Origin of the sequence: Sphingomonas beigongshangi (assembly GCF_016820445.1) — a bacterium.
In the GTDB taxonomy this organism is placed as follows: Bacteria; Pseudomonadota; Alphaproteobacteria; order Sphingomonadales; family Sphingomonadaceae; genus Sphingomonas; species Sphingomonas beigongshangi.
The window spans coordinates 183,796-209,851 of the sequence record NZ_JADHDT010000005.1; the positions used below are offsets into that span (position 1 = coordinate 183,796).

30 protein-coding genes are annotated in these 26,056 nt (G+C 68.1%); 13 read left to right on the forward strand and 17 right to left on the reverse strand.

Features of this window, described 5'->3' with window-relative positions:
* Nucleotides 1–28 precede the first annotated feature (28 nt).
* Nucleotides 29–427 (forward strand): PRC-barrel domain-containing protein, encoded by a 399-nt coding sequence (locus tag IQ292_RS10450; protein ID WP_203310253.1) that lies wholly within the window; start codon nt 29–31, stop codon nt 425–427.
* Here IQ292_RS10450 and IQ292_RS10455 read toward each other — a convergent pair.
* From IQ292_RS10455 to uvrB, 3 genes are all read right to left on the reverse strand, one after another.
* Nucleotides 424–705 carry a HigA family addiction module antitoxin gene (locus tag IQ292_RS10455; RefSeq protein ID WP_238940989.1) on the reverse strand — a complete coding sequence of 94 codons (282 nt, stop codon included), beginning with the start codon at nt 703–705 and terminating at the stop codon, nt 424–426. The genes IQ292_RS10450 and IQ292_RS10455 overlap by 4 nt on opposite strands.
* A 123-nt stretch (nt 706–828) precedes the next feature.
* The gene (locus tag IQ292_RS17655) at nt 829–999 is read right to left on the reverse strand and encodes a type II toxin-antitoxin system RelE/ParE family toxin (protein WP_238940990.1); all 171 of its coding nucleotides are present in this window, start codon (nt 997–999) and stop codon (nt 829–831) included.
* A 63-nt stretch (nt 1,000–1,062) separates the two neighbouring features.
* A complete protein-coding gene (gene uvrB, locus IQ292_RS10465; RefSeq protein WP_203310255.1) occupies nt 1,063–3,264 on the reverse strand; it encodes an excinuclease ABC subunit UvrB in 2,202 nt (733 codons plus the stop codon).
* Nucleotides 3,265–3,538: 274 nt separating this feature from the next.
* Between uvrB and IQ292_RS10470 the strand changes: the two genes are divergently transcribed.
* Nucleotides 3,539–4,360 carry a ferredoxin--NADP reductase gene (locus IQ292_RS10470; RefSeq protein ID WP_203310256.1) on the forward strand — a complete coding sequence of 274 codons (822 nt, stop codon included), beginning with the start codon at nt 3,539–3,541 and terminating at the stop codon, nt 4,358–4,360.
* Between the two features lie 164 nt (nt 4,361–4,524).
* The gene (locus IQ292_RS10475; protein ID WP_203310257.1) at nt 4,525–5,838 is read left to right on the forward strand and encodes a chloride channel protein; all 1,314 of its coding nucleotides are present in this window, start codon (nt 4,525–4,527) and stop codon (nt 5,836–5,838) included.
* Between the two features lie 52 nt (nt 5,839–5,890).
* Here the strand turns inward: IQ292_RS10475 and IQ292_RS10480 are convergent, their stop codons facing one another.
* Complete coding sequence (locus tag IQ292_RS10480; protein ID WP_203310258.1) at nt 5,891–6,316, reverse strand: hemerythrin domain-containing protein; 426 nt, start codon at nt 6,314–6,316, stop codon at nt 5,891–5,893.
* A 166-nt stretch (nt 6,317–6,482) separates the two neighbouring features.
* Between IQ292_RS10480 and IQ292_RS10485 the strand changes: the two genes are divergently transcribed.
* Entirely contained in the window at nt 6,483–6,935 is a 453-nt protein-coding gene (locus IQ292_RS10485; RefSeq protein ID WP_203310259.1) for a hypothetical protein, read from the forward strand.
* 92 nt (nt 6,936–7,027) lie between these two features.
* Here IQ292_RS10485 and IQ292_RS10490 read toward each other — a convergent pair whose 3' ends face one another.
* Nucleotides 7,028–8,269: an MBL fold metallo-hydrolase gene (locus tag IQ292_RS10490; protein WP_203310260.1), complete on the reverse strand. Its 1,242-nt coding sequence runs from the start codon at nt 8,267–8,269 to the stop codon at nt 7,028–7,030.
* Nucleotides 8,270–8,390: 121 nt separating this feature from the next.
* Between IQ292_RS10490 and IQ292_RS10495 the strand changes: the two genes are divergently transcribed.
* On the forward strand, nt 8,391–9,971 hold the full coding sequence (locus IQ292_RS10495; protein ID WP_203310261.1) for an amidase: 1,581 nt from the start codon (nt 8,391–8,393) through the stop codon (nt 9,969–9,971).
* Nucleotides 9,972–9,982: 11 nt separating this feature from the next.
* Here IQ292_RS10495 and IQ292_RS10500 read toward each other — a convergent pair whose 3' ends face one another.
* Entirely contained in the window at nt 9,983–10,378 is a 396-nt protein-coding gene (locus IQ292_RS10500; RefSeq protein ID WP_203310262.1) for a DUF4345 family protein, read from the reverse strand.
* Entirely contained in the window at nt 10,375–10,824 is a 450-nt protein-coding gene (locus IQ292_RS10505; RefSeq protein WP_203310263.1) for a DUF2721 domain-containing protein, read from the reverse strand. The genes IQ292_RS10500 and IQ292_RS10505 overlap by 4 nt, the downstream gene beginning before the upstream one ends.
* A gap of 129 nt (nt 10,825–10,953) precedes the next feature.
* Between IQ292_RS10505 and IQ292_RS10510 the strand changes: the two genes are divergently transcribed.
* From IQ292_RS10510 to IQ292_RS10520, 3 genes are read left to right on the forward strand one after another with little or no spacing between them, the layout of a single operon-like run.
* On the forward strand, nt 10,954–12,045 hold the full coding sequence (locus IQ292_RS10510; RefSeq protein WP_338057622.1) for a GNAT family N-acetyltransferase: 1,092 nt from the start codon (nt 10,954–10,956) through the stop codon (nt 12,043–12,045).
* 32 nt (nt 12,046–12,077) lie between these two features.
* Entirely contained in the window at nt 12,078–12,626 is a 549-nt protein-coding gene (locus IQ292_RS10515) for a 3'-5' exonuclease family protein (protein ID WP_203310264.1), read from the forward strand.
* Nucleotides 12,627–12,635: 9 nt separating this feature from the next.
* Entirely contained in the window at nt 12,636–12,812 is a 177-nt protein-coding gene (locus tag IQ292_RS10520; protein WP_203310265.1) for a DUF4169 family protein, read from the forward strand.
* Between the two features lie 13 nt (nt 12,813–12,825).
* On the opposite strand, the gene trmB is transcribed toward IQ292_RS10520, so the two are convergent.
* Nucleotides 12,826–13,506: a tRNA (guanine(46)-N(7))-methyltransferase TrmB gene (gene trmB / locus IQ292_RS10525; protein WP_203310266.1), complete on the reverse strand. Its 681-nt coding sequence runs from the start codon at nt 13,504–13,506 to the stop codon at nt 12,826–12,828.
* Nucleotides 13,507–13,580: 74 nt separating this feature from the next.
* Here trmB and IQ292_RS10530 point away from each other — a divergent pair, with 74 nt between their 5' ends.
* From IQ292_RS10530 to IQ292_RS10540, 3 genes are all read left to right on the forward strand, one after another.
* On the forward strand, nt 13,581–14,390 hold the full coding sequence (locus IQ292_RS10530; RefSeq protein WP_420853677.1) for a formate/nitrite transporter family protein: 810 nt from the start codon (nt 13,581–13,583) through the stop codon (nt 14,388–14,390).
* Nucleotides 14,387–14,755 (forward strand): hypothetical protein, encoded by a 369-nt coding sequence (locus IQ292_RS10535; RefSeq protein WP_203310267.1) that lies wholly within the window; start codon nt 14,387–14,389, stop codon nt 14,753–14,755. The genes IQ292_RS10530 and IQ292_RS10535 overlap by 4 nt, the downstream gene beginning before the upstream one ends.
* Nucleotides 14,756–14,826: 71 nt before the next feature.
* Nucleotides 14,827–15,186, forward strand: coding sequence for a PilZ domain-containing protein (locus tag IQ292_RS10540; RefSeq protein WP_203310268.1), 360 nt, complete (start codon nt 14,827–14,829; stop codon nt 15,184–15,186).
* A 125-nt stretch (nt 15,187–15,311) separates the two neighbouring features.
* On the opposite strand, the gene metK is transcribed toward IQ292_RS10540, so the two are convergent.
* Together metK and lnt are read right to left on the reverse strand one after the other, a co-directional pair.
* The gene (gene metK / locus IQ292_RS10545; protein WP_203310269.1) at nt 15,312–16,514 is read right to left on the reverse strand and encodes a methionine adenosyltransferase; all 1,203 of its coding nucleotides are present in this window, start codon (nt 16,512–16,514) and stop codon (nt 15,312–15,314) included.
* Nucleotides 16,515–16,554: 40 nt separating this feature from the next.
* Complete coding sequence (gene lnt / locus IQ292_RS10550) at nt 16,555–18,084, reverse strand: apolipoprotein N-acyltransferase (RefSeq protein WP_203310270.1); 1,530 nt, start codon at nt 18,082–18,084, stop codon at nt 16,555–16,557.
* A gap of 155 nt (nt 18,085–18,239) precedes the next feature.
* Here lnt and IQ292_RS10555 point away from each other — a divergent pair, with 155 nt between their 5' ends.
* A complete protein-coding gene (locus IQ292_RS10555; RefSeq protein WP_203310271.1) occupies nt 18,240–18,683 on the forward strand; it encodes a VOC family protein in 444 nt (147 codons plus the stop codon).
* Complete coding sequence (locus IQ292_RS10560; RefSeq protein WP_203310272.1) at nt 18,680–18,979, forward strand: polyhydroxyalkanoic acid system family protein; 300 nt, start codon at nt 18,680–18,682, stop codon at nt 18,977–18,979. The genes IQ292_RS10555 and IQ292_RS10560 overlap by 4 nt, the downstream gene beginning before the upstream one ends.
* Before the next feature lie 127 nt (nt 18,980–19,106).
* On the opposite strand, the gene IQ292_RS10565 is transcribed toward IQ292_RS10560, so the two are convergent.
* From IQ292_RS10565 to cyoA, 7 genes are all read right to left on the reverse strand, one after another.
* Nucleotides 19,107–19,649, reverse strand: a complete 543-nt coding sequence (locus IQ292_RS10565) for a response regulator transcription factor (protein ID WP_203310273.1) — start codon at nt 19,647–19,649, stop codon at nt 19,107–19,109.
* A complete protein-coding gene (locus IQ292_RS10570; RefSeq protein WP_238940991.1) occupies nt 19,646–20,917 on the reverse strand; it encodes an ATP-binding protein in 1,272 nt (423 codons plus the stop codon). The genes IQ292_RS10565 and IQ292_RS10570 overlap by 4 nt, the downstream gene beginning before the upstream one ends.
* Nucleotides 20,918–21,023: 106 nt before the next feature.
* Nucleotides 21,024–21,710, reverse strand: a complete 687-nt coding sequence (locus tag IQ292_RS10575; protein WP_203310274.1) for an SURF1 family protein — start codon at nt 21,708–21,710, stop codon at nt 21,024–21,026.
* A gap of 14 nt (nt 21,711–21,724) precedes the next feature.
* Nucleotides 21,725–22,126, reverse strand: coding sequence for a cytochrome o ubiquinol oxidase subunit IV (gene cyoD / locus IQ292_RS10580; RefSeq protein WP_203310275.1), 402 nt, complete (start codon nt 22,124–22,126; stop codon nt 21,725–21,727).
* Nucleotides 22,123–22,752, reverse strand: coding sequence for a cytochrome o ubiquinol oxidase subunit III (gene cyoC, locus IQ292_RS10585; RefSeq protein WP_203310276.1), 630 nt, complete (start codon nt 22,750–22,752; stop codon nt 22,123–22,125). Before cyoC ends, cyoD begins: the two co-directional genes overlap by 4 nt.
* Before the next feature lie 6 nt (nt 22,753–22,758).
* Entirely contained in the window at nt 22,759–24,759 is a 2,001-nt protein-coding gene (gene cyoB / locus IQ292_RS10590) for a cytochrome o ubiquinol oxidase subunit I (protein ID WP_203310277.1), read from the reverse strand.
* A gap of 11 nt (nt 24,760–24,770) precedes the next feature.
* The gene (cyoA, locus tag IQ292_RS10595) at nt 24,771–25,937 is read right to left on the reverse strand and encodes a ubiquinol oxidase subunit II (protein ID WP_203310278.1); all 1,167 of its coding nucleotides are present in this window, start codon (nt 25,935–25,937) and stop codon (nt 24,771–24,773) included.
* Nucleotides 25,938–26,056: the final 119 nt, after the last annotated feature.

Genomic DNA, 26,056 nt, shown 5'->3' on the forward strand with positions numbered 1-26,056 from the left:
GTGCAACGCCAGCCTATCAGGAGCCGCCATGTCCGCCGATGCCGCCCCCGACACCCATGCCGCCACCACCGCCGCCACGCAGCTGCTCGCGCAGACCAATGTCGCGCACACGCTGAAGGTGGAAAGCCGCGACGGCGACGTCGTCGGTTCGGTCTATGCGCTGATGGTGCACAAGGGTTCGGGCCGCACGACGCATGCGGTGCTGAGCCTCGGCGGCTTCCTGGGCATGGGCAAGAGCTTCTACCCGGTGCCGTTCCACCTGCTGCAGTTCGATCCGGTGCGCGACCTGTACGTCATCACGATCGACCGGCGTATGCTGGAGGGCGGGCCGAGCTGGTCCAACAACGCGCCGGTGTTCGACCAGGCCTATGCCGATCGCGTCGCGAGCTATTACGGCGTCGGTCGCGAGGATCTGAGCGCGGGTTAAGCCGCGCGCGGCACGATCCGGTCGAGCGCGTCGCCTTCGGCGCGTTCGACCTCCTCGATATCATAGCTATTCTGCAGACGCAGAAAGAAGCCGTTCGACATGCCAAAATAGCGTGTGAGCCTGGCGTCGACGGCAGCGTCAATGTGTCGCTTGCTCGCTACGATCGCTTCAAGCGTTGTCAGGTCGATCCCAGCGCCACGCGCCACTTCGTCCAACGGAATCTTCGAACCGATCAGAAAATCTTCGCGCAGGATGTCGCCTGGATGGACGTTGTCCAACCGGTCCTCATCCGCGATGGTAATCCTCGATCCGGACATCGTCCGCGCCTCCATCGGACCAGCAGAAGGTGAGCCGCCACTGGTCGTTGATGCGTACACTATATCGTGGAGGCGCGTAGCCTTTCACTGCTCCAGCCTGTTACCCGGCGGCTGCCGCATATCGTCCAGCCGTTCCGCCGCTTCAAGCTGACGGAGCTTGCGACGTGCCGTATCATGAATATCCGGCGGGAATTGGCGTACCCGCTTGCCGCGAAAGAGCGCATGGGTTTCACGCGTGGCGAAGCTGCGGATCATGTTGGCTACCTTTCGCCAGCACCCTAACCACGCTGGTACCCCGGAAAGGATCGTTTCGATAGCCTATCGCGACCGGCTGCCCCCCATGCGCATCTTCTGCTGCTTGCCGAAGCGCGTCTTGCGCGTGCCGGGCTTGCCTTCGTTGCTGCGGCCCATGATCGGCGCCTTCTGCTGTTCGACGGGCAGGCCGAGCTCCTCCTGCTCGAGGCTGCGGATCTCGTCGCGCAGGCGGCCGGCCTCCTCGAACTCGAGGTCGGCGGCGGCCTTGCGCATCTTCTTTTCCAGCTCCTCGATATAGGCGCGCAGATTGTGGCCGACCATGTGCGGGCGCTGGCCGTCCTCGTCGATCGGCACGGTCACCTGATCCTGGCTGGCGACATGGGCGATGATGTCGCCGATGTTCTTGCGCACCGTCGCGGGCGTGATGCCGTGTTCGAGATTGTACGCCTGCTGCTTTTCCCGCCGGCGCGCGGTCTCGTTCATCGCGCGCTCCATGCTGCCGGTGATGCGGTCGGCATAGAGGATCACGCGGCCGTCGACGTTGCGCGCGGCGCGGCCGATCGTCTGGATCAGCGACGTCTCGGAGCGCAGGAAGCCTTCCTTGTCGGCGTCGAGGATCGCGACCAGCCCGCATTCGGGAATGTCGAGCCCCTCGCGCAGCAGGTTGATGCCGATGAGCACGTCATAGACCCCGAGCCGCAGATCGCGGATCAGCTCGATACGCTCCAGCGTCTCCACGTCGGAATGCATGTAGCGGACCTTGATCCCCGCCTCGTGCATATATTCGGTCAGGTCCTCGCTCATCCGCTTGGTCAGCGTGGTGACGAGGCTGCGATAGCCCTTCGCCGTCGTCGCCTTGCACTCCTGGATCAGGTCCTGCACCTGTTCCTCGACCGGCTTGATCTCGACGGGCGGGTCGATCAGGCCGGTGGGGCGGATGACCTGTTCGGCGAAGACGCCGCCGGTCTGCTCCATTTCCCAGCCGCCCGGCGTCGCCGAGACGCTGACCGTCTGCGGGCGCATCGCGTCCCATTCGTTGAAGCGCAGCGGCCGGTTGTCGATGCACGACGGCAGGCGGAAGCCATATTCGGCGAGCGTGATCTTGCGACGATGGTCGCCGCGCGCCATCGCGCCGATCTGCGGCACCGTCTGGTGGCTCTCGTCGACGAACAGGACGGCGTTTTCGGGAAGGTATTCGAACAGCGTCGGCGGCGGCTCGCCGGGCAGGCGGCCGGTGAGGAAGCGGCTGTAATTTTCGATGCCGTTGCAGCTGCCGGTGGCGGCGATCATCTCGAGGTCGAAATTGGTGCGCTGCTCCAGCCGCTGCGCCTCGAGCAACTTCCCTTCCGCGACCAGCTCCTTGAGCCGTTCTGACAGCTCGTGCTTGATCGCCTCGGTCGCCTGTTTCAGCGTCGGGCCGGGCGTGACATAGTGGCTGTTGGCGTAGATGCGCACGCTGTTGAGGCTGGCGACCTTCTTGCCGGTCAGCGGATCGAACTCGACGATCTCCTCGATGTCGTCGCCGAAGAAGCTGATCCGCCAGGCGGTGTCCTCGTAATGCGACGGGAAGACCTCAAGCGTGTCGCCCTTCACGCGGAAATTGCCGCGCGCGAAGGCGGCGTCGTTGCGCTTGTACTGGAGCGCGACGAGCTTGCGCACGATCTCGCGCTGGTCGGCGGTCTGGCCCTTCTTCAGGTCGAAGATCATCGCCGAATAGGTCTCGACCGAGCCGATGCCGTAGAGGCAAGACACCGAGGCGACGATGATGACGTCGTCGCGTTCGAGCAGCGACCGGGTCGCCGAATGGCGCATCCGGTCGATCGACTCGTTCACCGAGCTTTCCTTCTCGATATAGGTGTCGGACCGCGGGACGTACGCCTCGGGCTGGTAGTAATCGTAATAGCTGACGAAATATTCGACCGCGTTGTTGGGGAAGAAGCTCTTGAACTCGCCATAGAGCTGCGCGGCGAGGATCTTGTTGGGGGCGAGGATCAGCGCGGGGCGCTGCAGCTCCTCGATGACCTTGGCCATGGTGAAGGTCTTGCCCGAGCCGGTGACGCCGAGCAGCACCTGATCCTTCTCGCCCGCACGCGCGGCCGCGGTCAGCTCGGCGATCGCGGTCGGCTGGTCGCCCGACGGCTGATAGTCGCTGACCAAATCGAAACGCTTGCCGCCCTCCACCTTGTCGGGCCGCGCGGGGCGATGGGGGACGAAGCTCTCGCCCGTTTCCGGCTCGGCGAGACTGGTGCGGATCTGGATGGCCATAGGATCGGGGATATGGGGGCGGGGGCGGTCGGTGGCAACGGATCGGGAACATGCGCACGCTTCGTTCCCAGGCGAAGGCCGGGGCCCAGCCGGGAAGGCTTCCGAGCGTGATCGCTGAGCGTCACCCAACTGGGCCTGGCCTTCGCCGGGGAGCCAAGAAGAGGGAGGGGCGCAGGCCGAGTGGGGGAGCGCCCAAGTTTCGCTTTGGTTGACCCGCCGCGCCGCGCTTCATAATGCGACCGCGTTCCACGAACCATCCAAAGCCCTGTCCGCAATGACCGATACCCGTGCCCCCGTGCTGATCCCCGAGACCAAGGCGTTCCTCAACGTCAAGGTGCTGTGGGTGCGCCATTGGAACGACCGCCTGTTCTCCTTCGCGGTCGAACGGCCTGCGTCGTTCCGCTTCCGCTCGGGCGAATTCGTGATGATCGGCCTGCCGGGCGACGGACCGGACGCCAAGCCGATCATGCGCGCCTATTCGGTCGCCAGCCCGAATTATGCCGAGGAGCTGGAGTTCCTGTCGATCAAGGTCGAGGACGGGCCGCTGACGTCGAAGCTGCAGCTGATCCAGCCGGGCGACGAGGTGTATATGGGCAAGAAGCCGACCGGCACCTTGGTCACCGACGCGCTGGTCGGCGGCAAGCGGCTGTTCTTCTTCTCGACCGGTACCGGCCTCGCGCCCTTCCTCAGCCTGGCGCGCGACCCGGACGTCTATGGCATGTTCGACCAGGTGATCCTGGTCCATTCGGTGCGGCAGGTCAGTGACCTCGCCTATCACGATGAACTGCAGGCGCGGCTGGCGGACGATCCGCTCGTGTCCGAAGAGGCGGCGCAGCAGTTCCATTATATCCCGACGGTGACGCGCGAGCCGTTCCGCACGACGGGGCGCATCGGCGACCTGATCGAAAGCGCGGCGCTGTTCGGCGATCCGGTGCAGGGGCCCAAGAAGCTCGACCCGGAGACGGACCGGATCATGCTGTGCGGCAGCATGGCGATGATCCGCGAGACCGCGCAGATGCTGGACGGCATCGGCTTCGAGGAAGGCTCGAACGCCAAGCCCGGCACCTATGTGATCGAGCGCGCCTTCGTCGACTGAGGAGGTTCCCCTCCCGCTTGCGGGAGGGGATAGGTGTGGGGCTGTCCACCCGCGCCGTCCCCGGTGAGCCCCGGGCCCACACCGACTCCCTCTCGAAATGGGGGGGGCGTGAAATGCGCGTTTAGCGCTTCTCTCCGCCGCGCCTTTCCCCTACCCCGCGGCGCATGACCGGCGAAGCCCTGCCGCCGCGTCGCCCGCGCGGGTGGACGCCACGACGTTTTCGTGCGCTGTTGCGATCGCGGGGGCCGACCAGCCTGCGCTTCCGCCGGCGGATCGCGGTGCTGACCGGCGCGGTCGCGATCGGCATCGTCGCGGTGCTGTTCGCGCGCGCGTCCGACGCGACCGGCTTGATGTTCGCCGCCTTCGCGCGGCGGTGGCACTGGCTGCCGCTGCTCACCACGCCCATCGGTTTCATGGCGCTGGTCTGGCTGACGCGCAGGTTCGCGCCGCTGGCGCGCGGGTCTGGCATTCCGCAGGTGATGGCGGCGCGCGCCGATCCGCAGGGGGCGACCCGCGGGTTGATCTCGGTGAAGACCGTCTGCGCCAAGGTGCTGCTGACGATCGGCGCGATCCTGTGCGGCGCGAGCGTGGGACGCGAGGGACCTACCGTGCAGATCGCGGCGGCGGTGATGGGCGTGACGCACCGCGTGCTGCGCGTGCCGCTCAATGCGGCGGTGATCGTCGCGGGCGGCGCGGCCGGCGTCGCGGCGGCGTTCAACACGCCGCTGGCGGGCGTGCTGTTCGCGATCGAGGAACTCGCCGCCGCCTATGAGCAGAAGGTGACGCTGCTGGTGCTGTCGCTCATCGTCGTCGCCGGCATCACCGCGCAGGCGCTGATGGGCGACTATATCTATTTCGGCGCGATCGGGGCGCACATCTCGCTGGCGACCGCCCTGCTGGTCGTGCCGGTCGCAGGCGTGGTCGGCGGCGCGTTCGGCGGGCTGTTCTCGCGCGTCATGCTCGGCCTGGCGAGCGGCGCGCATCGCATCACGACGCTGACGAAGGCGCAGCCGATCGCCTTTGCCGGCCTGTGCGGCCTGATCGTCGCCGCGCTGGGAATCGCGACGTCCGGCCTGACCTGGGGCACCGGTTATTCGGCGGCGCGGGCGATGATCGTCGGCGTCGACGCGCCCTTGTGGTTCGGCCCGGCCAAGGCACTGGCGACGCTGGCGACCGCGGTGGCGGGGCTGCCCGGCGGCATCTTCGCGCCCAGCCTGGCGGTGGGCGCGGGCGTCGGCAACCTGCTGCACGCGCTGTTTCCCGGCGATCCGGCAGGCGCGGTCGTGATCCTGGGGATGACCGCCTATTTCGCCGGCGTGGTGCGCGCGCCGCTGACCGCGGTGATCATCCTGTCGGAGACGACGGCGAGCCGCGGGCTGCTGCTGCCGATGTTCGCGGTCGCCTTCATCGCCGACTGGGCAAGCCGCGCCGTCTGCCGGGAGAAGCTGTACCACGGCCTGGCGCAGACGTTCCGGTGAGCGGGCAACCTGCCGGAAGGGGATGCGCCCCGTCGCCCGAAGCTCTACCCGATCAGCCTTGCAAGAGCCGCGCGGCCGCCGGGTAGAGCTCGGCCTCCTCGCGCTTGAACATGGCGAGCAACGCCGCTCGATGGGTCGGCACCTCCTGGCCGTACGCCGCCCATGCCTTGGCGATCTCGGCCGCCGACCAGCGGTTCAGATGCGCGGAATATACACCGCGTAGCCGGCGCGCGTCTTCGAGGATGGACGCATAGCCGGGGATGGCGTCAATCCGACGCGCCGCACGCAAGGGTGCGTGGACCTGTGCCTCCTCGGCGAGGCGATGGTCCCTGAGGAGCTGCGCCAGCCTGACGCGGGTCGCCCCCAATTGCGGCAGGGCCGTCGCCTGCGGTTGCCTGGTCAGCGCGATGAGGGCGTCGACAGCAACCACTATGTCGGCATGCTGCCGCTTGAGGAGCGCAATGTCTATCTGGGGCATGGCGAGTTCATGATATCGTCATTGGTCGCTCGCTGGATTTCGGGGCCCGCATGTCCCGGTGAGAGCGATGCTGGTGTTCGGGCCGGGCCCCCCTAGTGCCAGTCTAAAGTTTGATCCAGATCAATTTGATTACCTTAGATTAATATGATTGCCGTAACGAACGTGCATGACGAAGGCGTCCTGGAATGTAGAGGTCGAGCTCGATCGCAGGCTTCTCAAGCTCGCCATCCGTGGCTTTTTCACTGTCGACGACGTTGCGGGGTTCGCGACCGCCGTGCGCGCGGCGATCGTCAGATTGCGGCCCTCGCTCGCAGGAAGGCCACACGTCACGATCTGCGACACGCGTGGCGTCCAGATCCAGTCCGCCGATGCCGGAGCGGCCTTCGAAGCGATGCTGGCCAATCCCGAGGCCCGTTCGCGGCGACTCGCCTATGTCATCGATGCCGCGCTGGCGCAGATGCAGATCAAGCGGATCACCGCACGGGAGGATGCCGCCTATTTCCGGACATATGAGGAAGCAGAAGCCTGGGTGTTCGCCGACGATCCCGGTGGATCGACCAGCCGGATCGACCGGCGCGACACGATGCAGCCATCGTGCGCGCGAGGTCCGCACGACTGAAGACAGGCGTGCCGGCCGAGGCGCCGTCCGGCGATAGCGTGTCGATCGGGCATCCCGGCGGATCGTCCCCATCGCCGACGTTCGTCGCGACGTCAGGGCAGCGCCTTCACCGCGGGCGTGTCCATGCAGCGCAGCATCGCGTCGCGCGTCAGCGGGGCGTGCGATGCGGGGGCGGTGTAGGGGGGCACCTCGAACGGCCTGCCGAGGCCTTGGGCGGTGAAGCCGGTGCCGCCGGTGCAGCGCATCGCCTCGGCCAGCATGCGCGGCGGCGTGTCATAGCCTTCGTAGGACAGGCGGAACGTGCCCCAGTGGATCGCCATGCTGCGCGCGGCTCCCAGACGCTGGTGGATCAGCGCCGCCTCCGCCGGGCCGACATGGCTGCCCGAGGACATCTGTCCCGGCACGAAGCGGAAGGCGCCGATCGGGATCATCGCGAAGCGTATCGGCCCATAGGCCGCCGCCTCGCGCGGCCAGTTGCCGTCGCCGAAGCCGGTGTCGCCGGCGAAGAAGATGTTGCCGCCGTCGCCGGGCAGGCGGATCACGAAACTGGACCAGAGCGCGCGGTTGCGGTCCGTGAACCAGCGGCTGCCCCAATGGTGGTTGCGCGTCACGATCACCTGCGCGCGGTCGCCGGGGCACCAGGGGCTTTCCCCGCAACGCGGCGCGACGGGCGTGACCTTCAACCCCGTCGCATCGAGGGTCGCGGCCTGCCCCCAGTCGAGCGCGGTCGCCTTCGCCCCGACCTGGCCGATCACGCTGTCGTTGCCCAGGCTGGTGACGATCTGGGGACGGTCGCGCTCCCAAAGGCGCCGCAGCGTCGCCTGGTCGAGATGGTCGTAATGGTTGTGGCTGACGAGCACGAGGTCGATCCTGGGCAGATCCTCGAAGCGTATGCCGGGTTCTGCGACGCGCTTCGGCCCGAAGCCGAGCGGACCTGCGCGCTCGCTCCAGACGGGATCGGTCAGGATGTTGAGACCGGCGGTCTGGATCAGCACCGTGGCATGGCCGACCCAGGTGACGCGCATCGCCTCCCCTTCGACACGGGCGGGGGGACGGTCGGGCGTCACCGCGACGGTATCCGGCCATGCCGGCCGCCCGTCGCGCCCGGTCAGCTGGCGCCAGAAGAAGCCCGCGCGGCTACCGCCCGCCGGCGCGATGCGGAACGTGTCGCCGTCGCCGTCCGGATTGAAAAAACGTTGTCCGTCGTAATGGTCGCTGTCCGGCCCCTCATAATAGAGGCGATCGAGGAAGCGTGGGACGATCGTGATGCCGAGGCCGATGACGACCACGAGGCATACGACGATGGCACCGATGATCTTGAGCGCTGTGGCCACGGACTGTCCAGGGCAAGAGGATCGCGACCAACGCAGGTGCGCGATTGCGGTTCACCCGGCAACCCCGCTTGCGCTCCGCGACGGGCGCGATAGCATCGTGCCTGTCTCGAAGGGGGATTCCATGCGTCGGATTTTATTGGCCTTTCTGCTTGCCGGTGCGGTCGTGCCGAATATCGCGGCGGCGAAGACGGTAAGGGTCGAGGAAGCGTCGATCGACCAGCTGCAGGCGATGATGGCACGGGGGGAGGCGTCCAGCGTCGAGCTGACCCGCGCCTATCTGGCGCGGATCGCGGCGATGGATCGCAAGGGGCCGGCGCTGCGCAGCGTCATCGCCGTCAACCCCGATGCGCTCGACCAGGCGAAGGCGCTCGACGCGGAGCGCAGGGCCGGCCGCATCCGCGGGCCGCTGCATGGCATACCAGTGCTGATCAAGGACAATATCGAAACCGCGGACCGCATGGCGACGACGGCCGGCAGCCTGGCGCTGAAGGACAATGTTACCGGCCGCGACGCGCCGGTGGTGGCGGAGCTGCGCCGCGCGGGCGCGGTCATCCTGGGCAAGACCAATTTGTCGGAATGGGCGAACATCCGTTCGACGCATGCGATGAGCGGTTGGAGCGCGGTCGGCGGTCTGGTCAAGAATCCCTATGCGCTCGACCGCACCGCCTGTGGATCGTCGTCCGGATCGGGCGCGGCGGTGGCGGCCAGCTTCGCCGCGGTGGCGGTGGGGACGGAGACGGACGGATCGGTGACCTGCCCGTCGTCGATCAACGGCCTGGTCGGGCTGAAGCCGTCGATCGGCCTCGTCAGCCGCACGCGCGTCGTGCCGATCAGCCATAGTCAGGATACGCCCGGGCCGATGGGGCGCAGCGTCCGCGACGTCGCGCTGCTCCTGTCTGCGATGGTCGCGCCCGATCCCGCCGATCCGGCGACGGCGGGCGCGGTGCGCCGCGATTATGCGAGCGGCCTGTCGGTGAGCGCGCTGTCGGGGCTGCGGATCGGCGTGATCCGCCCCAAGGATCTGCCCGCGGACACGGCCGCGCGCTACGATGCGGCGCTTGCGGTGCTGCGCGCGGGCGGGGCGGTTCTGGTCGACGTGACGCCGCCCAAGCTGGACGGCCTCGGCGACGCCGAGTTCCTCGTGCTGCAGACGGAGCTGAAGGCCGACCTCAATGCCTATCTGGCGACGACCCCCGCGGCGGTGACGGCGCGGACGCTCGACCAGCTGATCGCGTTCAACCGCGATCATGCGGCGGTCGAGATGCCCTTCTTCGGGCAGGAGATCTTCGAGATGGCGGCGAAGACCGGCGGGCTGGACGATGCCGCCTACAAGGCGGCGCGGGCCAAGTCGCTGCGGCTCGCGGGGCAGGAGGGCATCGACGCGATGCTCAAGGCGGCGGGCGCCACCGTTCTGGTCGAGCCGACCTATGCCGGCGCCTGGTTGAGCGATCCGGTCTATGGCGACCAGTATAATGGCCCGTCGGCCGCCGAATTGCCGGCGATCGCCGGCTATCCCCACCTGACGGTTCCCATGGGGCTGGCCAAGGGACTGCCGGTCGGCCTGTCGTTCATCGCGGGCAAGGGCGGCGAGGCGACCGTGCTGGGCGCGGGCTATGCCTATGAACAGCGGGCCAAGGCGCGGGTCGTCCCGACCTATCGCGCGCAGGCCGACGTGGGGCCGGGGCTGGAGGGCGTGCGCTAAAACGGGGGGCGTCAGGCCCGGCGCGCGACGCTTGCCTGCCACAGCATCAGCAACGGCACGACGCCCAGTTCCATCGCCAGCCCGAACAGATGGCCCGACGAGGGCGCACCAACGCTGGCCAGCGAGACCAGCCGCGAGCAGCCGCCCGCGATGACCAGCGCGCCGAGCAGGCGGAAGCGTGGGCCCTTGCGCGCGATATCGGGAATGCAGGTAGCGAAGGCGACGCCCACCGCGAAGAAGATGCCGGAGATGTAGCGGAAGTGGCTGTCGAGGTCGCGCGGGATCACCGGCGGATGGCCGAGGAAGCCGGGGCCCCTGACGATCCCCATGCCGCCGATCGCCAGCGGGACGAGGCAGGCGACCGCGACCACGGCCTGGAGCAAGCGGCGTTCCAGCGAGGCGTTCACAGCAGGATCTCCTTGCGCACGTGGATCGCGCGCAGCGATACCCGCACCTCCCACATGAAGGCGGTGAGGCAGAGGATCAGCAGCGTCACCGCGACGATGAAGACCAGCGCGATCCACGTGCCGATGTGCAGCTTGGCGAGATTGGCGACGAACAGCATCGCGATGACGATGCAGGCCATCACCGCGCTCGACACCGACAGGAACAGCGCGCCGTTGATGATCGACATGCGCTCGTCGAGCAGCTTGAGTTCCCATTTCCGGCGCGCGGCCTCGTCGCCGTCGATCTCGCCGAGCAGGCTTTCGAGCGCGCGCGCCCGGTCGATGACGCGGGCGAGCCGGCCGGCGAGCACATTGAGAATCTGACCGATCGCCGCCAGCATGAACACGGGGGCGAGCGATAGCTGGATGGTTTGTGCGATGGTGGTGACGGCGGGCATGGTCGGCATGATGCGCATCATAGGCGGCGGGCGCGGCAGCGGAAGGGCCGAAACGGGGCCGGCGTCCGACGCAGCCTCGCGATTGCCGCCTTGCGAGCTGCACCGCTTGGTAACCGATTGCGTATAGCGACCATGGTCGTGACGAAGCCGATGCTCCTTGCCGAGTTTGAGCGGATGCCGCCGATCGCGCGCGCGCGGATCGCCGAAGGGCTGGCCAGCGCGATCGATACCGTGGCCGCGGCCGGGCCGGCGAGCCACGGCTTCCTGCGCTACGGCTGGTATGCGGCGGCACTCGCCGCCTATGGCGGGTCGCCGCGGACATTGGTGGTCGAGGACGACGGGGTGCCCGTCATCGCGCTTCCCTTCGTCGGGTTCGGGCCCGGACCGCTGCACCTGGCTGCGATACCGGGAAGTTATTGGCCTTTCCGCAGCTTTCCCGTCGCGCATGGCGCGAGCGAGGGCGGCTGGAACGCGGCGCTGGCGGCGCTCGCCGGCACGGTGAACGGATTACGCATCGGGCCGGTCTATGATGACGATCCCGGCGCGACACCGCTGATCGCGGCGGCACGACGCGCGGGCTGGTGCGCGATGCCGCGGTTCGTCGCCGACAGCTGGCTGCTCGACATGACGGCGCTCCGCGCGCAGGGGACGTGGCCGCGTGGCTCGACGCTGCGCAAGAACCGGCAGCTCGAACGGCAGCTCGGCGAACGCGGTACGCCCGAATGGCTCGGCCTGCGCGGCGCGGACTGGCCGGCCGCCTTCGACAGGCTGGCGGCGGTGGAGGCGGCGAGCTGGATCGCGTCGCGCACCGACGGGCGCGACGCCAAATTCACCGAAGGGGGGCATGGCGCCTTCTGGCGCGCCGCCGCCGCCGATCCGGAGGTGGCGGCGATGATGCATGCCGCGCTCCTCACGATCGACGGGCGGCCGGTGGCTTTTTCCTTCGATATCGATGCCGGCGACCTCACATATGCGATCGCCAACAGCTACGACCCCGACTTCGCCAAACAGTCGCCGGGCAAATTGCTCTATTACCGCAACCTCGGCAGTGCGCTCGACCGCGGCATCGCGCGGGTCGACTGGGGGGCGGGCGACAGCGGGTACAAGCAGGTGATCGGCGCCACCAAAGGGCCGGCGATCCGCGACTGGCTGCTGCTGCGACCTGGCGCGCCGGCATGGGCCGGCCGGATGCTGCGCGGCCTGTGGGCGCGGTCGGGCCAGCGGCATTGAACCCCGAGCGCGGCTCGATGCGTTCGGCCGCCATGCGCGTATTCATCGATTTCGAAGCCTCGTCGCTCGGCAAGACCAGCTACCCGATCGAGGTGGCCTGGGTGTTCGAGGAGGGACGCGAGCAATCCTACCTGATCCGGCCACCCGAACGCTGGACGGACTGGGACCCGGCGGCCGAGGCGGTGCATGGCATCGCGCGCGCGACGATCGAGCGCGACGGCACGCCGCACGACGTCGTCGCGCGGCGGATGGTGGAGGCGTTGAGCGGGCACGACCTGTTCGCCAGCGCGCCGTCATGGGACGGCAAATGGCTGAGCGCGCTGCTGCGTGCCGCGAAATTGCCGCGCCATGCGCTGCGTCTGCGCGACACGGACGAGGCGCAGCGCGACGGCGCGGCGGAGATCCTGGCGCCGGTGGTGCCGCGCGAGGCGCTCGGCAGCGTGGTCGAGGAGGTGGTGCGCAGCGCGACGCCCGACGGCGATCCCGAACCGCCGGCGCATCGTGCGCTTGCCGATGCGCGCGCCGAACTCGCCGCGTATCGCCGTGTCTGCGCGGTGGCGCGCGATCGCGCGGCGCGATAGGCTGTCGCCATGGCCGAGATCATCAACCTGCGCCGCGCCCGCAAGGCGCGCGACCGCGCCGACGCCGCCCGCAGCGCGGACGCGAACCGCGCGAAGTTCGGGCGGACCAAGGCGGAAAAGGCCGCCGACGCCGCCGACCGGGCGCGCATCGACCGCACGCTCGACGGCGCCAAGCTGGACGATTGATCCCCCCCGCGCGTCAGACGCGCAGGTAACGGAAATACCACACCTCGTGCCCCTGGCGCCGCGCCTTGCGCTCGTAGCGCGTCTCCGGCCAGTCGGCGGGTCGGGTCAGGAAATCCTGCGGCGTGCGCGCGGTCCAGGCGAAATCGCGGCGCTGGTTCATCACCATCATCGACCAGCGGCAATAGGTCGGATCGTCGGTGCCGAGCCGGAATTCGGCGCCCGGCTTCAGCTTGGCGGCGATGACGTCGAGCGGGCCGTGGTTGATCATCCGGCGCTTGGCATGGCGCGCCTTGGGCCAGGGGTCGGGGTGGAGCAGGTACAGGCGCGACAGACTGGCATCGGGCAGCCGCTCCAGCACCTCGAGCGCATCGCCCATGTGCAGCCGGACGTTGGCGAGACCGCCGTCGCGAATGTGGCCGAGCGCCCCGACCACCCCGTTCAGAAACGGCTCGCAGCCGATGAAGCCGGTGCCGGGGCGCATGGCCGCCTGGCCGGCGAGGTGCTCGCCCGCGCCGAAGCCGATCTCCACCTCGAGCGGGCGATCGTCGCCGAACAGCCGCTTCGCATCCAGCGCGCCATCCTCGGGTACGCTGACGGTCGGCAGCAGGTCCTCGACGAGCGCGGCCTGGCCCTGGCGAAGCTTGTGGCCCTGGCGGCGGCCGTAGAGGCGGCGGATGGTGACGGGGTCGTTCATGGGAGCGCGGCCTTAGCGACATCGCGCGCGGCTGGCAAAGTCGCGGACCCATTGCACGGCGCAGCCGTTACCCGATGAAGATGGCTGAAACGCACGACGACGATGACCTGAAGGCGGCGGACGCCAAGGACCTCCACCGCACCGTGCGCGAAGAGGGCGAGGAGGAACTGCGCCGCCCGGCCATATCGCTATTCTGGTCGGGCCTGGCGGCGGGAATCGCGATCAGCACCTCGTTGATCGCCGAGGCGGCGCTGCACGAACATCTGCCCGACGCGCCGTGGCGCGAGCTGGTCGTCGGGTTCGGCTATCCGATCGGCTTTCTGTTCGTGGTGCTCGGTCGGATGCAGCTGTTCACGGAAAGCACGATCACCGCGATGCTGCCGCTGGTGACGCGGCCGTCCGCCTGGGCGCTCGGCCGGACGTTGCGGCTGTGGGGGATCGTGCTGCTCGCCAATCTGCTGGGCACCGCGATCGCGGGCTGGGCGATCGCCCACGGCATCATCGGCGACGATGCGCTGCGCACCGCGGCGCTGGCGGTGTCGGACAAGATCACCCGATTGTCGCCGGGCGGGACGGTGATCAACGCCGTTCCCGCCGGCTTCGTCATTGCCGTGCTGGCATGGGTATTGCCCAGCGCGCGGATGCAGAGCTTCTGGCTGATCCTGTCCTTCACCTACATCCTGACGATCGCGGGGTTCAGCCATTCGATCGTCGGATCCGCCCAGGCGTTCCTGCTACTGTTCAGCGGCCGCACCGAGCCGGTCGAGACGCTGCTGGGATTGATCGCACCGGCCGTGCTGGGCAATCTGATCGGCGGGGCCGGCATTTTCGCGCTGCTGGCGCACGCACAGGTACGGGGCGAGATGCCGAAGGAGCTGACATGAACGACGTGGCGGGCGGCGCCGGACAGGCGGTGGTGGTGCGGCCGGCGGAGGCGCCTGCCACGGACGGCCTCGGCGAGGCAGCGGCGTCGGTGATACGCGAATTGCGCCGCCACCCCGCGATGCTTGCGGTCGCGCTCGGCACGGTCGCCGTCGGCGTCGCGGCCCGGCGACCCGCGCTGGTGCGCGGCGGCGGCCGCATGGTCGCCGCGCAGCTGGTCGCGGCCGTCGGAGCGACCGCGCGCGCGCGTCTGCTCGCCCCGCGCGAGGGCGCGGAGACGCCATCCCACCCGATCGCCGACATGGCCGCGGGATTTGCGATCGACTGGGCCGTGCGGGCGGTCAGCCACGGAAAAAAACGTTCGTAACGGATATAAATGGCCGCGTGTTTACTTTCTGGTTACGACGATAGCGATAGAAGGGTCGGCAAGAGGACCCGATGGACGATCTTACCGAAAACCCCCGGCAAAAGCGCAGCAGCGTCATCGTGCGCGCGCTGGTCAGCCTTCCCGACAGCGACCGCCAGGTCGAGCGCCGCGTGCGCAACCTCTCGCTGACGGGCGCGTGCATCGAGCACCAGGGCGAGATGCAGGTCGGCATGACGCTGCGCATCGACATGGGAACCCTGCGTGAGCTGCGCGGGACGGTGATGTGGATCACCGACCGCCTCGCAGGCCTTCGTTTCGAACAGCCGGTCAATCTGGACGAGGCCCGCAAGCCGCGGGCCGCCGCGGTGACCTCGGTCGGCGGCATCCAGGTCGGATGGATGGCGGAGGTGCGGCACGCCTACCGGCGCTGAGCCGGCAAGCCCCATCCGCCGCGACAAAGAAAAAACCCCGGGTCTCCCCGGGGTTTTTCGTATCGAAGGACGATCCACGTGCGGGGACGCGGTGCCGCCCCGATCCGGCGTTGCCGGATCGCAGACTAAGCCGCGACCGCTTCCTTGAGCCGGTCGACCAGGTCGGTCTTTTCCCAGGTGAACAGCGCACCTTCGGGATCGCGCCCGAAATGCCCGTAAGCGGCGGTCTTCGAATAGATCGGCGCGTTGAGCTTCAGATGCTCGCGGATGCCCTTGGGGGTCAGGCGCACGAGCTGCGGCAGCACCTGCTCCAGCTTCGCCTCGTCGACCGTGCCCGTGCCGTGCGTGTCGACATAGACGCTGAGCGGCTCGGCGATGCCGATCGCATAGCTGAGCTGGATCGTGCAGCGCTTGGCGAGACCCGCCGCGACGACGTTCTTGGCGAGGTAGCGCGCGACATAGGCTGCCGAGCGGTCGACCTTGGTCGGGTCCTTGCCGCTGAACGCGCCGCCGCCGTGCGGTGCCGCTCCGCCATAGGTGTCGACGATGATCTTGCGGCCGGTGAGGCCGGCGTCGCCGTCGGGTCCGCCGATCTCGAACAGGCCGGTAGGATTGACGTAGATCTTGTCGTCTTCCGGCAGCCAGCCGTCGGGCAGGATCTCGGCGAACACGCCCTTGACGTAGTCGCGCAGCTTGGCCTGCCCCTCGGGGTTCGAATGATCGGCACTGTGCTGCGTCGACACGACGAGCGCGGTCGCCTTGACCGGCACGCCATTCTCATATTGCAGCGTCACCTGGCTCTTCGCGTCCGGTTCGAGGAAGGGCGCGGTGCCGGCATGGCGATCGGCGGCCATCTTCTCGAGGATCTTGTGGCTGTAATACAGCGTCGCGGGCATCAGGCCGGGGGTTTCGTCGGTCGCGTAGCCGAACATGATGCCCTGGTCGCCCGCGCCCTCGTCCTTGTTGCCGCTCTCGTCGACGCCCATCGCGATGTGCGCGGACTGGGCGTGCAGGTTGTTCGAGAAATCAAACGTCTGCCAGTGGAAACCCGACTGTTCGTAGCCGATGCGCTTCACGGTCTCGCGCACCGTCTTCTCGATCTCCTCGAGTGCGCCGGGCGCCCATTGGTCGTCCTCGAACACGCCCTTGCAGCGGATCTCGCCGGCCAGCACGACCTTGTTGGTGGTGGTCAGCGTCTCGCAGGCGATGCGGGCCTCCGGGTCCTTGGACAGGAAGAGATCGACGATCGCGTCGCTGATCTGATCGGCGACCTTGTCGGGGTGCCCTTCGGACACGGACTCGGAGGTGAAGATGTAGGAACCGCGCATCACTGCCTCATAACGATATAAAGATGTCGTTATATGAGCCCTATCGCGTCCTCCGCCGGATGGCAATCGCCGCGGCGGCGAACAGAAGCGCGACGATCAGGGCGGCCCAGTTGCCCAGCTGGCTGAACGGCGTCGGCGGCAGCGCGGGGGGCAAGGGCACCTCCGCCGCGCCGGCCGTCCCGTGCGGCACGGCGGCGAGCAGCCGTCCGTCGGCGGCGATCACCGCCGAAATGCCGGTCGGCGTGGATCGGACGATCGGCAGGCCTTCCTCGATCGCGCGCATCCGTGCCTGCGCCAGGTGCTGCGGCGGGCCCCAGCGGCCGAACCACGCATCGTTGGAGGGATTGAAGATGAGCCGCGGGCGGTGCGCCGCGTCGACGACCTGACCCGAAAAGATGATCTCGTAGCAGATCTGGAAGCCGATCGGACCGAACCCCGGCACGGTGAAGCTGCGCGGCCCCGGACCTTCGTCGAAGTCGATGTCGCCGGGGACGAGGCGGGCGAGGCCGAGCGGCTTCAGCAGCCAGGGCAAGGGGAGATATTCGCCATAGGGGACGAGATGCGCCTTGTCGTAGCGGTCGAGGATCCGCGCGCGCGAGTCGATCGCGAAGATGGTATTGGCGGCGCCGCTGACATTTTCCGCCTTGTCGAATTTCAGCGCGGTTCCGCCGGTCAGCAGCACGTCGCGCGGCCCCAGCAGGCGCGCCATCCGCCAGCGTGTGTAATAGGGGCTGCTAAGCCCATAGGCCCAGCGCGGATAGCCGGTCTCGATGAAGTCGCGGACCACGCCCTCCGGCCACAGGATCAGGCGGGGGCGGGGGCCGGGCCTGCCGGACAGCGCGGAAAGCGCGTCGAGCACCCGCTCGCCGTCGTCCTCGCTGCGCTGGTCCTGGCCGATGTTGGGCTGGACGGTGCGCAGCAGCGGGGCGTCGCCAGAGACATCGGGCGCACGGGTGAGGGGCGCGGACAAGGCGGCGAGCGCGAGCAGACCGGCGATGCCGGCGGGCAGCCGCCAGCGACGCTGCGGCAGGAGCAGCAGCGATGCGGCGGCGAGCATGGTCACGCCCGACAGCGCATAGGTGCCGATCAAGGCCGACAGTCGCGCGACGCCGATCACCGGTAGCCAGACCACCCCGATCGGGTCCCAGGCATAGCCGGTGAACAGCACGCTGCGGAGATATTCGCCGGCGATCCAAGCCGCCGCGAAGACGAACGCATAGGCCGCATCCGGCGTGTCGCGACGGCCGATCCGCCATGCGGCGAGCGCGGCCAGCATCGGAAACACCGCGAGATAGAGCGCCAGCGCGACCGCGGCGAAATAGCCGAGCACCGGCGGCATCTTGTCCTGGAAGTCGAACGCGTGCTGGAACCAATTGTCGTTGACGGTGAAATGGCCGACCCCCCAGCACCAGCCGATCCAGCCTGCCCGCTTCATCGTCGGCGCGCGATGGACGAGCCAAGCGAGGCCGGCGAGACCGAGGATCGTCAGCGGCCACAGCTGCAGCGGCGCGAAGCCGCAGGCGGCGAGCGCGCCGAGCGTCAGCGCGAGAAGGGCGGGGCGGCGGGTCATCAGCGATCGTCTTCTTTCGTCAGGCCGGACTCGGTCCGGCATCCACGCCGCCGAAAGCCAGTTACGCGGCTATGTGCGGCACGGCGGATGCCGGAACAAGCCCGGGCTGACCGATGGCAGGTGACGCTCGCCTACACACGGCGTATCACGGCGCGATGACGCTGCGCCCCTTCCATCTCGCCTTTCCCGTCCACGACCTTGCCGCCGCGCGCGGCTTCTACGGCGGCCTGCTCGGCTGCCGCGAGGGTCGTTCTAGCGACCAGTGGATCGACTTCGATCTCTATGGCCACCAGATCGTCGCGCATCTCGATCCGGCGGCAGAGCCGGTGGCGGTCGCCAACGCGGTCGACGGACACCATGTGCCCGTGCCGCATTTCGGCGTCGTGCTGACGATGGCGGATTGGCGGTCGCTCGCCGAGCGGCTGACTGCGGCGGGCGTGGCGTTCGGCATCGCGCCGCACATCCGCTTCAAGGGACAGGTCGGCGAGCAGGCGACGATGTTCTTCTGCGATCCGTCGGGCAACGCGCTGGAGTTCAAGGCGTTCGCAGACGATGCGATGCTATTCGCGACCGCAGTGCAAGAAAAGGAACCGGCATGAGCCAGATCGACGTCAACATCCCCCACCAATTGGGCAAGGACGCCGCGAAGGCGCGGCTCGACGGCGGGATCGGCAAGATCGGCAAGGTGATCCCCGGCGGCGCGATCACGGAGCAGCGCTGGGACGGCGACACGCTTCACTTCAAGGTCGAGGCGATGGGCCAGGCCCTCGCCACGCGCGCGACGGTGAGCGACGCCAACGTGCACATGATCGTCGACGTGCCGATGTTCCTGGCGATGTTCTCCGGCAAGATCCGCGAGGTGTTGCAGCAGGAGGCGCCGAAGCTGTTGCGGTAACGGCAAACACGGTCCTTCCCGCGAAAGGCGGAGTCCAGATCGGTCAACCGCTCGGCTCGTTCGCGACGATGGCATGTCTGGCCCTCCGCCTGCGCGGGGGGACGGCAACGGTTTTCCCGTCGCGGCCTTAGCCCATGTGCCGCTTGTCGAGCTTTCGCGCCAATGTCCGCCGGTGCATGCCCAGGCGCCGCGCGGCCTCCGAGATGTTGAAGTCCGCATCGGCCAGCGTCTGGTGGATATGCTCCCATTCGAGCGTCTTGATCGACGTCGGCGCGGCCGAGATGTCGACGTCCGCATCGCCGCCCTCGCGCGCGAAGGCTGCCTCGATATCGTCGGTGTTGGCGGGTTTCGTCAGGTAGTTGGTCGCGCCCAGCTTGATCGCCTCGACGGCGGTGGCGATGCTGGCGAAGCCGGTGAGGACGACGATCTTGAGCGCCGGGTCCGCGGCGTGGAGGGTGGCGACGCACGCGAGCCCCGACGCGCCGCCGAGCCGGAGGTCGACGACCGCATGCGTCGGACGAAAGCGCGCCGCCGTCTGCTCGAGCCCGTCGGGGCCCGGCAGCATCTCGACGCTATAGCCGCGGCGTTCGAAGCTCCGGGCGAGCGTGCGCGCGAAACTGGCGTCGTCCTCCACGACGAGCAGGCGGCGGTCGACGGGCGAATCGGTCATGCGTCCTCCTCCAGCGCGAGGCTCGCGAGCGGCAGCGTCAGGCGCGTCTCGGCGCCGCCGCCCGGCAGGTTGCGCGCCTCCAGGGACCCGCCCAGCGTCCGCAGGACGTTGGTGGCGAGGAACAAGCCGAGTCCGGCGCCCTGACGCGGCTTGCTGCTGTTATAGGGGCGGCCGAGGCTTTCGAGTACCTGCGGGGGATAGCCGATGCCGTCGTCCTGTACCGACAGGATCAGGTCGTCCGCGTCGGTGACGGCGACCAGCGCGATCGTCGTCGCGGATGCCTCGGCGGCATTGTCGAGCAGCGCGGTCAGCGCCTGTCCCAGCGCCCGGTCGGCCACGATCGGCCGGTCATGCCCCAGACGATCCTCGAACCCGACCCTGCCGGGCCAGGTTTCGACGATGCCCCGCAGGAAGCGCCGCAGCGTCGTGCGCGCCGGCGCCTCGCCCGTCACCTCGCCGGCGGCGAAGAGGATACCGGAGACGATCGCCTTGCAGCGCTTCACCTCCGCCTGCATCTCGTCAACCTCGGCGGCGAGGCGCGGATCGGCGCGGATCAGGCTCTCCGTCTTCCAGTCGCCGAGCAGCACGGAGATGGAGGACAAAGGCGTGCCAAGTTCGTGCGCGGCGCCGCTGGCGAGCAGGCCCATGCGCACGATCTGCTCCTCCTCCGCGGCGCGACGGCGCATTTCGGCGAGATGCGCGTCGCGGCTGCGCAAGTTGGCGGCGATGCGGGTGACGAACAGCACCAGCAGCACCGCGGCGAGGACGAAGGCGAACCAGCTGCCGAGGATATAGACGGGCGACAGACTGGTGGCGAAATCGGCGGGCAGCAGCAGCGGGCGATGCTCGATCGCCAGCAGCGCGAAGGTCGCGCTGGTGATGCCGACCAGCGCCCAGCTCGCCCACACCTCCAGCAGCACCGCGCCCATCACGACCTGGAGCAGGTAGAGCAGCACGAACGGGTTGGAGGCGCCGCCGCTGAGGTAGAGCTGCACGGTCAGCGCGGTGACGTCGACCAGCAGGCTGCCGAACAGTTCCGCATGCGTGACCGGCCAGCGCGCGAGGCGGAGCAGCGTGACCAGATTGAGGAACACCAGACCGCCGAGCACCGACACCATGGGCACCAGCGGCAGGCGGATGCCGAGGCCGTAGTGGACGACGACGATCGCGGCGAGCTGCCCGCCGACGGCGAGCCAGCGCAGCAGCACCAGCTGGCGCATGTTGCGCTGGCTGGCGGCGTCGGCGCGGGCTGGGGAGGGGGGCAGCATGCGATGGCCAGTATAACGCCGGGACGGCGGCTTGGCATCCGTGGATGCGGGCGACGTGCGCGTGGATGGAAGGAGGGGGGCGACGGGCGCGGAGCGGACGATCCGCCTATATCCGTCGCCGCGACCGCCACGCCATGAACGCGACGAGCGCCGCCATGCCGAACCAGGTGATCGCATAGACGAGGTGGTTGTTGGGGAAGCGGACCACCGTCAGCCCGCCGCGCGGCCAGCCGCTGGTCGGTTGGCGCGCGTCGATGAAATAGGGAGCGAGGCGGTCAAGCCGGTGTCGGGCGCCGATCGCGGCGACGTCGCGTGAATACCAACGGTCGGCGGCGGGATCGTTGTGGCGCAGAAAGGCACCGTTCGGTTCGGAGAGGCGGAGCAGGCCGACGACGCGCTGCGGCCCGGCCGGTGCCGGCACGCGCCCGCGCAGCGCGGCGGGGACGAAGCCGCGGTTGACGAGAAGCATGAAGCCCGCGTCGGTGACGAGCGGCGTCACCACCCAATAGCCGCCGCCGAGCTCCGTCACCGCCTGGACATAGGCGTCGGCCCCCGCTTGATAGCGGCCGGTGGCGAGAACGGGGCGATAAGCATCGGCCTTGCCGATGGTGCGCCAGGCGTCGGGGCCGGGCGCGGGAACCGGCGGCAGGCCCAGCTGCCGATTGGTCTGCGCGATCAGCGCGCGCTTCCATTGCAATCGCTCGACTTGCCAGATGCCGAGCCCGATCAGCAGCAGGATCGCGGCCGCCACGAGGATCGTGGCGACCGCGCGGCGGGGCGATCGGGAAGCCATCGCCCGGCGGCTCCCTACATCGCGGACATAGCGCCGCTGCCCGGCATCATGTTGAGGTTCATGTGATACATGACCCACAAGGAGCCCGACAGGCAGATCACGACGATGACGATGGTGAACAGCAGCGCCATCAGCGTCCAGCCGTTCTCCGACTTCGTATTCATGTGCAGGAAGTAGATCATGTGCACGACGATCTGCACCAGCGCGAACGCCATGCAGAGGCCGGCGGTGACCCGGTGATCGGCAAAGGCGTTGGTCATCACCAGCGCGAAGGGGATCGCGGTGAGGATGACCGACAGGACGAAACCGATCACATAGTCGCGCATCGACCCGTGCGGCGCGCCGTCATGGCCGTGCCCGTGCCCGTTATCGCCGTGGCCATGGTCGTGGCCGTGCGCGTGGTTACCGGCGCTCATCGCAGCACTCCCAGCAGGTAGACGAAGGTGAAGACGCCGATCCAGATGACGTCGAGGAAGTGCCAGAACAGCGACAGGCACTGCAGCCGGCGCTGGTTGGCCGGGATCAGCCCCTTGCGCCCCACCTGCACCATCAGCGTCACCAGCCAGATCAAGCCGAAGGTGACGTGCAGCCCGTGCGTCGACACCAAAGTGAAGAAGGAGGACAGGAAGGCGCTGCGCTGCGGCGTCGCGCCTTCATGGATCAGGTTGCCGAACTCGTAGAGCTCGATGCCGACGAAGGACGCGCCGAACAGGCCGGTGACCGCCAGCCAGAGCTGGACCGCGCGCGCCTTGCCCTGGTTCATCGCCAGCATGGCGAAGCCATAGGTGATCGAGGACAGCAGCAGCATCGAGGTGTTGAGCGCGACCAGCGGCAGCTCGAAGATCTCGTGCGGCTGCGGGCCACCGGCGTAGCTGCCGCCATAGACGCCATAGGCCGCGAACAGCATGGCGAAGATCAGGCAGTCGCTCATCAGATAGAGCCAGAAGCCCAGCATCGTGCTGCCGCCGGCCTCATGCTCGTGCTCGTCGAGCTCGTAGAAGATCGGCGCCTCGGCGCCGGGGGGGATGGTGGCTGTGCTCATGGGTCCTCAGGCTCCCGCCGTCGCCAGCGCCTTGGTGCGCGCATTCTCGGTCGCGGTCACTTCGTCGGCAGGGATGTAATAGTCGCGGTCGTAGATGAAGGTGTGGCCGATCGCGACCGCCAGGATCCCGACGAAGCACAGGATCGCCAGCCACCAGATGTACCAGATCATCGCGAGCCCGAAGACCATCGACAGGCCGGCCAGGATCACACCCGAGCCGGTGTTGCTGGGCATGTGGATCGGACGGAATCCCTCCTCCGGGCGCGCCGCATTGCGGCTCTTCATGTCGTACCAGGCGTCGAGATCGTGGACGACCGGCGTGAACGCGAAGTTGTAGGCCGGCGGCGGCGACGAGGTCGCCCACTCCAGGCTGCGTGCGTTCCACGGATCGCCCGTGGTGTCGACGAGCTTGTCGCGGTTCCGGATGCTGACGAACAGCTGCATCAGGAAGGCGCCGATGCCCGCCGCGATGATCACCGCGCCGATGGCCGCGATGATGAACCAGATCTGCAGGCTGGGATCGTCGAAGTGGCGCAGGCGACGCGTCACGCCCATCAGGCCCAGCACGTAGAGCGGCATGAAGGCGACGTAGAAGCCGATCGTCCAGCACCAGAAGCTGATCGTGCCCCAGAACTTGTCGAGCTTGAAGCCGAACGCCTTCGGGAACCAGAAGTTGATGCCCGCGAACATGCCGAACAGCACGCCGCCGATGATCACGTTGTGGAAGTGCGCGACCAGGAACAGCGAGTTGTGCAGCACGAAGTCTGCGGGCGGTACCGCGAGCAGTACGCCGGTCATGCCGCCGATCACGAAGGTGATCATGAACGCGATGGTCCACATCATCGGCAGCTCGAAGCGGATCCGCCCCTTGTACATGGTGAACAGCCAGTTGAAGATCTTCGCGCCCGTCGGGATCGAGATGATCATGGTGGTGATGCCGAAGAACGAGTTGACGCTCGCCCCCGACCCCATGGTGAAGAAGTGGTGCAGCCAGACGAGATAGGCGAGGATGGTGATGACCAGCAGCGCGTAGACCATCGACGTGTAGCCGAACAGGCGCTTGCCGCAGAAGGCGCTGGTGACCTCGCTGAACACGCCGAACGCCGGCAGGATCAGGATGTACACCTCCGGGTGGCCCCAGATCCAGATCATGTTGGTGTACATCATGGGGTTGCCGCCCATGGTGTTGGTGAAGAAGTGCGTGCCGACGTAGCGGTCGAGGCTGAGCAGCGCGAGCACGGCGGTCAGGATCGGGAAGGCGGCGACGATCAGGGTGTTGGTCGCCAGCGCGGACCAGGTGAAGATCGGCATCTTCATCAGGCTCATGCCCGGCGCGCGCATCTTGATGATGGTGGTGAGCAGGTTGACGCCCGACAGCAACGTGCCGACGCCCGCGATCTGCAACGCCCAGACGTAATAATCCACGCCGACGTCGGGGCTGTAGTCGAGGCCCGATAGCGGCGCCATCGCCAGCCAGCCGGTGCGCGCGAATTCGCCGACGAACAGGCTGGCCATGACGATCAGCGCGCCTGCGACGGTCATCCAGAAGCTGAAGTTGTTGAGGAAGGGGAAGGACACGTCGCGCGCGCCGATCTGCAGCGGCACGACATAGTTCATCAGGCCCGTGACGAACGGCATCGCCACGAAGAAGATCATGATGACACCGTGCGCGGTGAAGACCTGGTCATAGTGATGCGCGGGCAGGAAACCCTCGTTCGAGCCGAACGCCATCGCCTGCTGCGCGCGCATCATCAGCGCGTCAGCGAAGCCGCGCAGCAGCATGATGATGCCGAGCACCATGTACATGATGCCGATCTTCTTGTGGTCGACGCTGGTGAACCACTCCTTCCACAGATAGCCCCACACCTTGAAATAGGTGAGCGCGCCCAGCACCGCCGCGCCGCCGATCGCGACCATGATGAAGGTCGCGACCAGGATCGGCTCGTGGATGGGGAAGCTGTCGAGCGTCAGGCGCCCGAAGATGGTCTTGAGCAGGGAATCGGACATGGGTCTTCGTCCTACGAGCGGGCGATCGGCGCGCGGCCGGCGAACGGCTGCGGCAACGGATCGGCCGAGGTCATGGTGCGGTTCGCTGCCGAACCGCGATCGTTGGTGCCGGGCGCGGGCGGGCGCGGGGCGTTGCGGTGGGGGCTCGAGCCCTTTTCCTCCGGCGTCTTCAGGATCGCGCCCTTCGCCTCGCTGCCGCGCTGGTCGGGCGTGTCGTTGACCGCGGACCCATGGCCGCCGCCGGCCTGCATGTCCTTGGCCATCGTATCCTGCATGCACGACAGGCCGGGCTGGATGCACATGCCGACCGCGCGGTCGAACAATTGCGGCTCCACCGCCGCAAAGCGGATCGCGGGCACCCGCTCGCTCGGCTTCTCGAGCTGCATGTACGTCGCGGCGTTCAGCGTGCGCCCCGCGGTCTTCGCCTCCGACACCCAGCGCGCGAAGCCCGCGTCATCGACGCTGTCGACCGGGAAGTGCATGTAGGAGAAGCCCGCGCCGCTGTAATTGGCGGACATGCCCTCGAAGCGGCCCGGGCGGTTGAGCACCGCGTGCAGCTTCGTCTCCATGCCCGGCATCGTGTAGACCATGCCGGCCATCGCGGGGACGTAGAAGGCGTTCATCACCGACGAGGACGTCAGGCGGAAACGGACCTGGCGATCCTTGGGCAGAACCAGTTCGTTGACGGTGGCGACGCCCTGTTCGGGATAGATGAACAGCCACTTCCAGTCGAGCGAGACGACCTGGATCTCCAGCGGCTTGTCCGTCTTGGCGAGCGGGCGCCCCTCCGCCAGCCGGGCGAGCGGACGATAGGGGTCGAGCGTATGCGTGCTGATCCAGGTGAGCGCGCCCAGGGCGATGATGATGAGCAGCGGGGCGGACCAGATGACGAGTTCCAGGCCGGTCGAATGATCCCAGTCCGGCGCATATTCGGCGTCCGTGTTGCTTGCGCGATACTTCCACGCGAACAGCACGGTCAGCACGATCACCGGGACGATGATCAGCAGCATCAGCCCGGTCGACGCCAGCACCAGTTTCGCCTGTTGCTGCGCGACGTCGCCGGACGGGTTCATCACCACCATGTCGCAGCCGCCCAGAAGGGCGGGCGCGGCGAGGACGACGGCGAGTGCGCGCAGGCCTTTGCCGGTGCGCAGGGGGAGGGGCGGTTTGGCTCGCATGACCGTGCGCCTAAGCCTGCGCGCTGCACTGCAAAATAGGACATTTTGTCCTATCCCGCGGCGCAGCATGCGACGTTACAGGGGAGCACTTGCGCCGGGACCGTGTTAGGCTCCGGTGC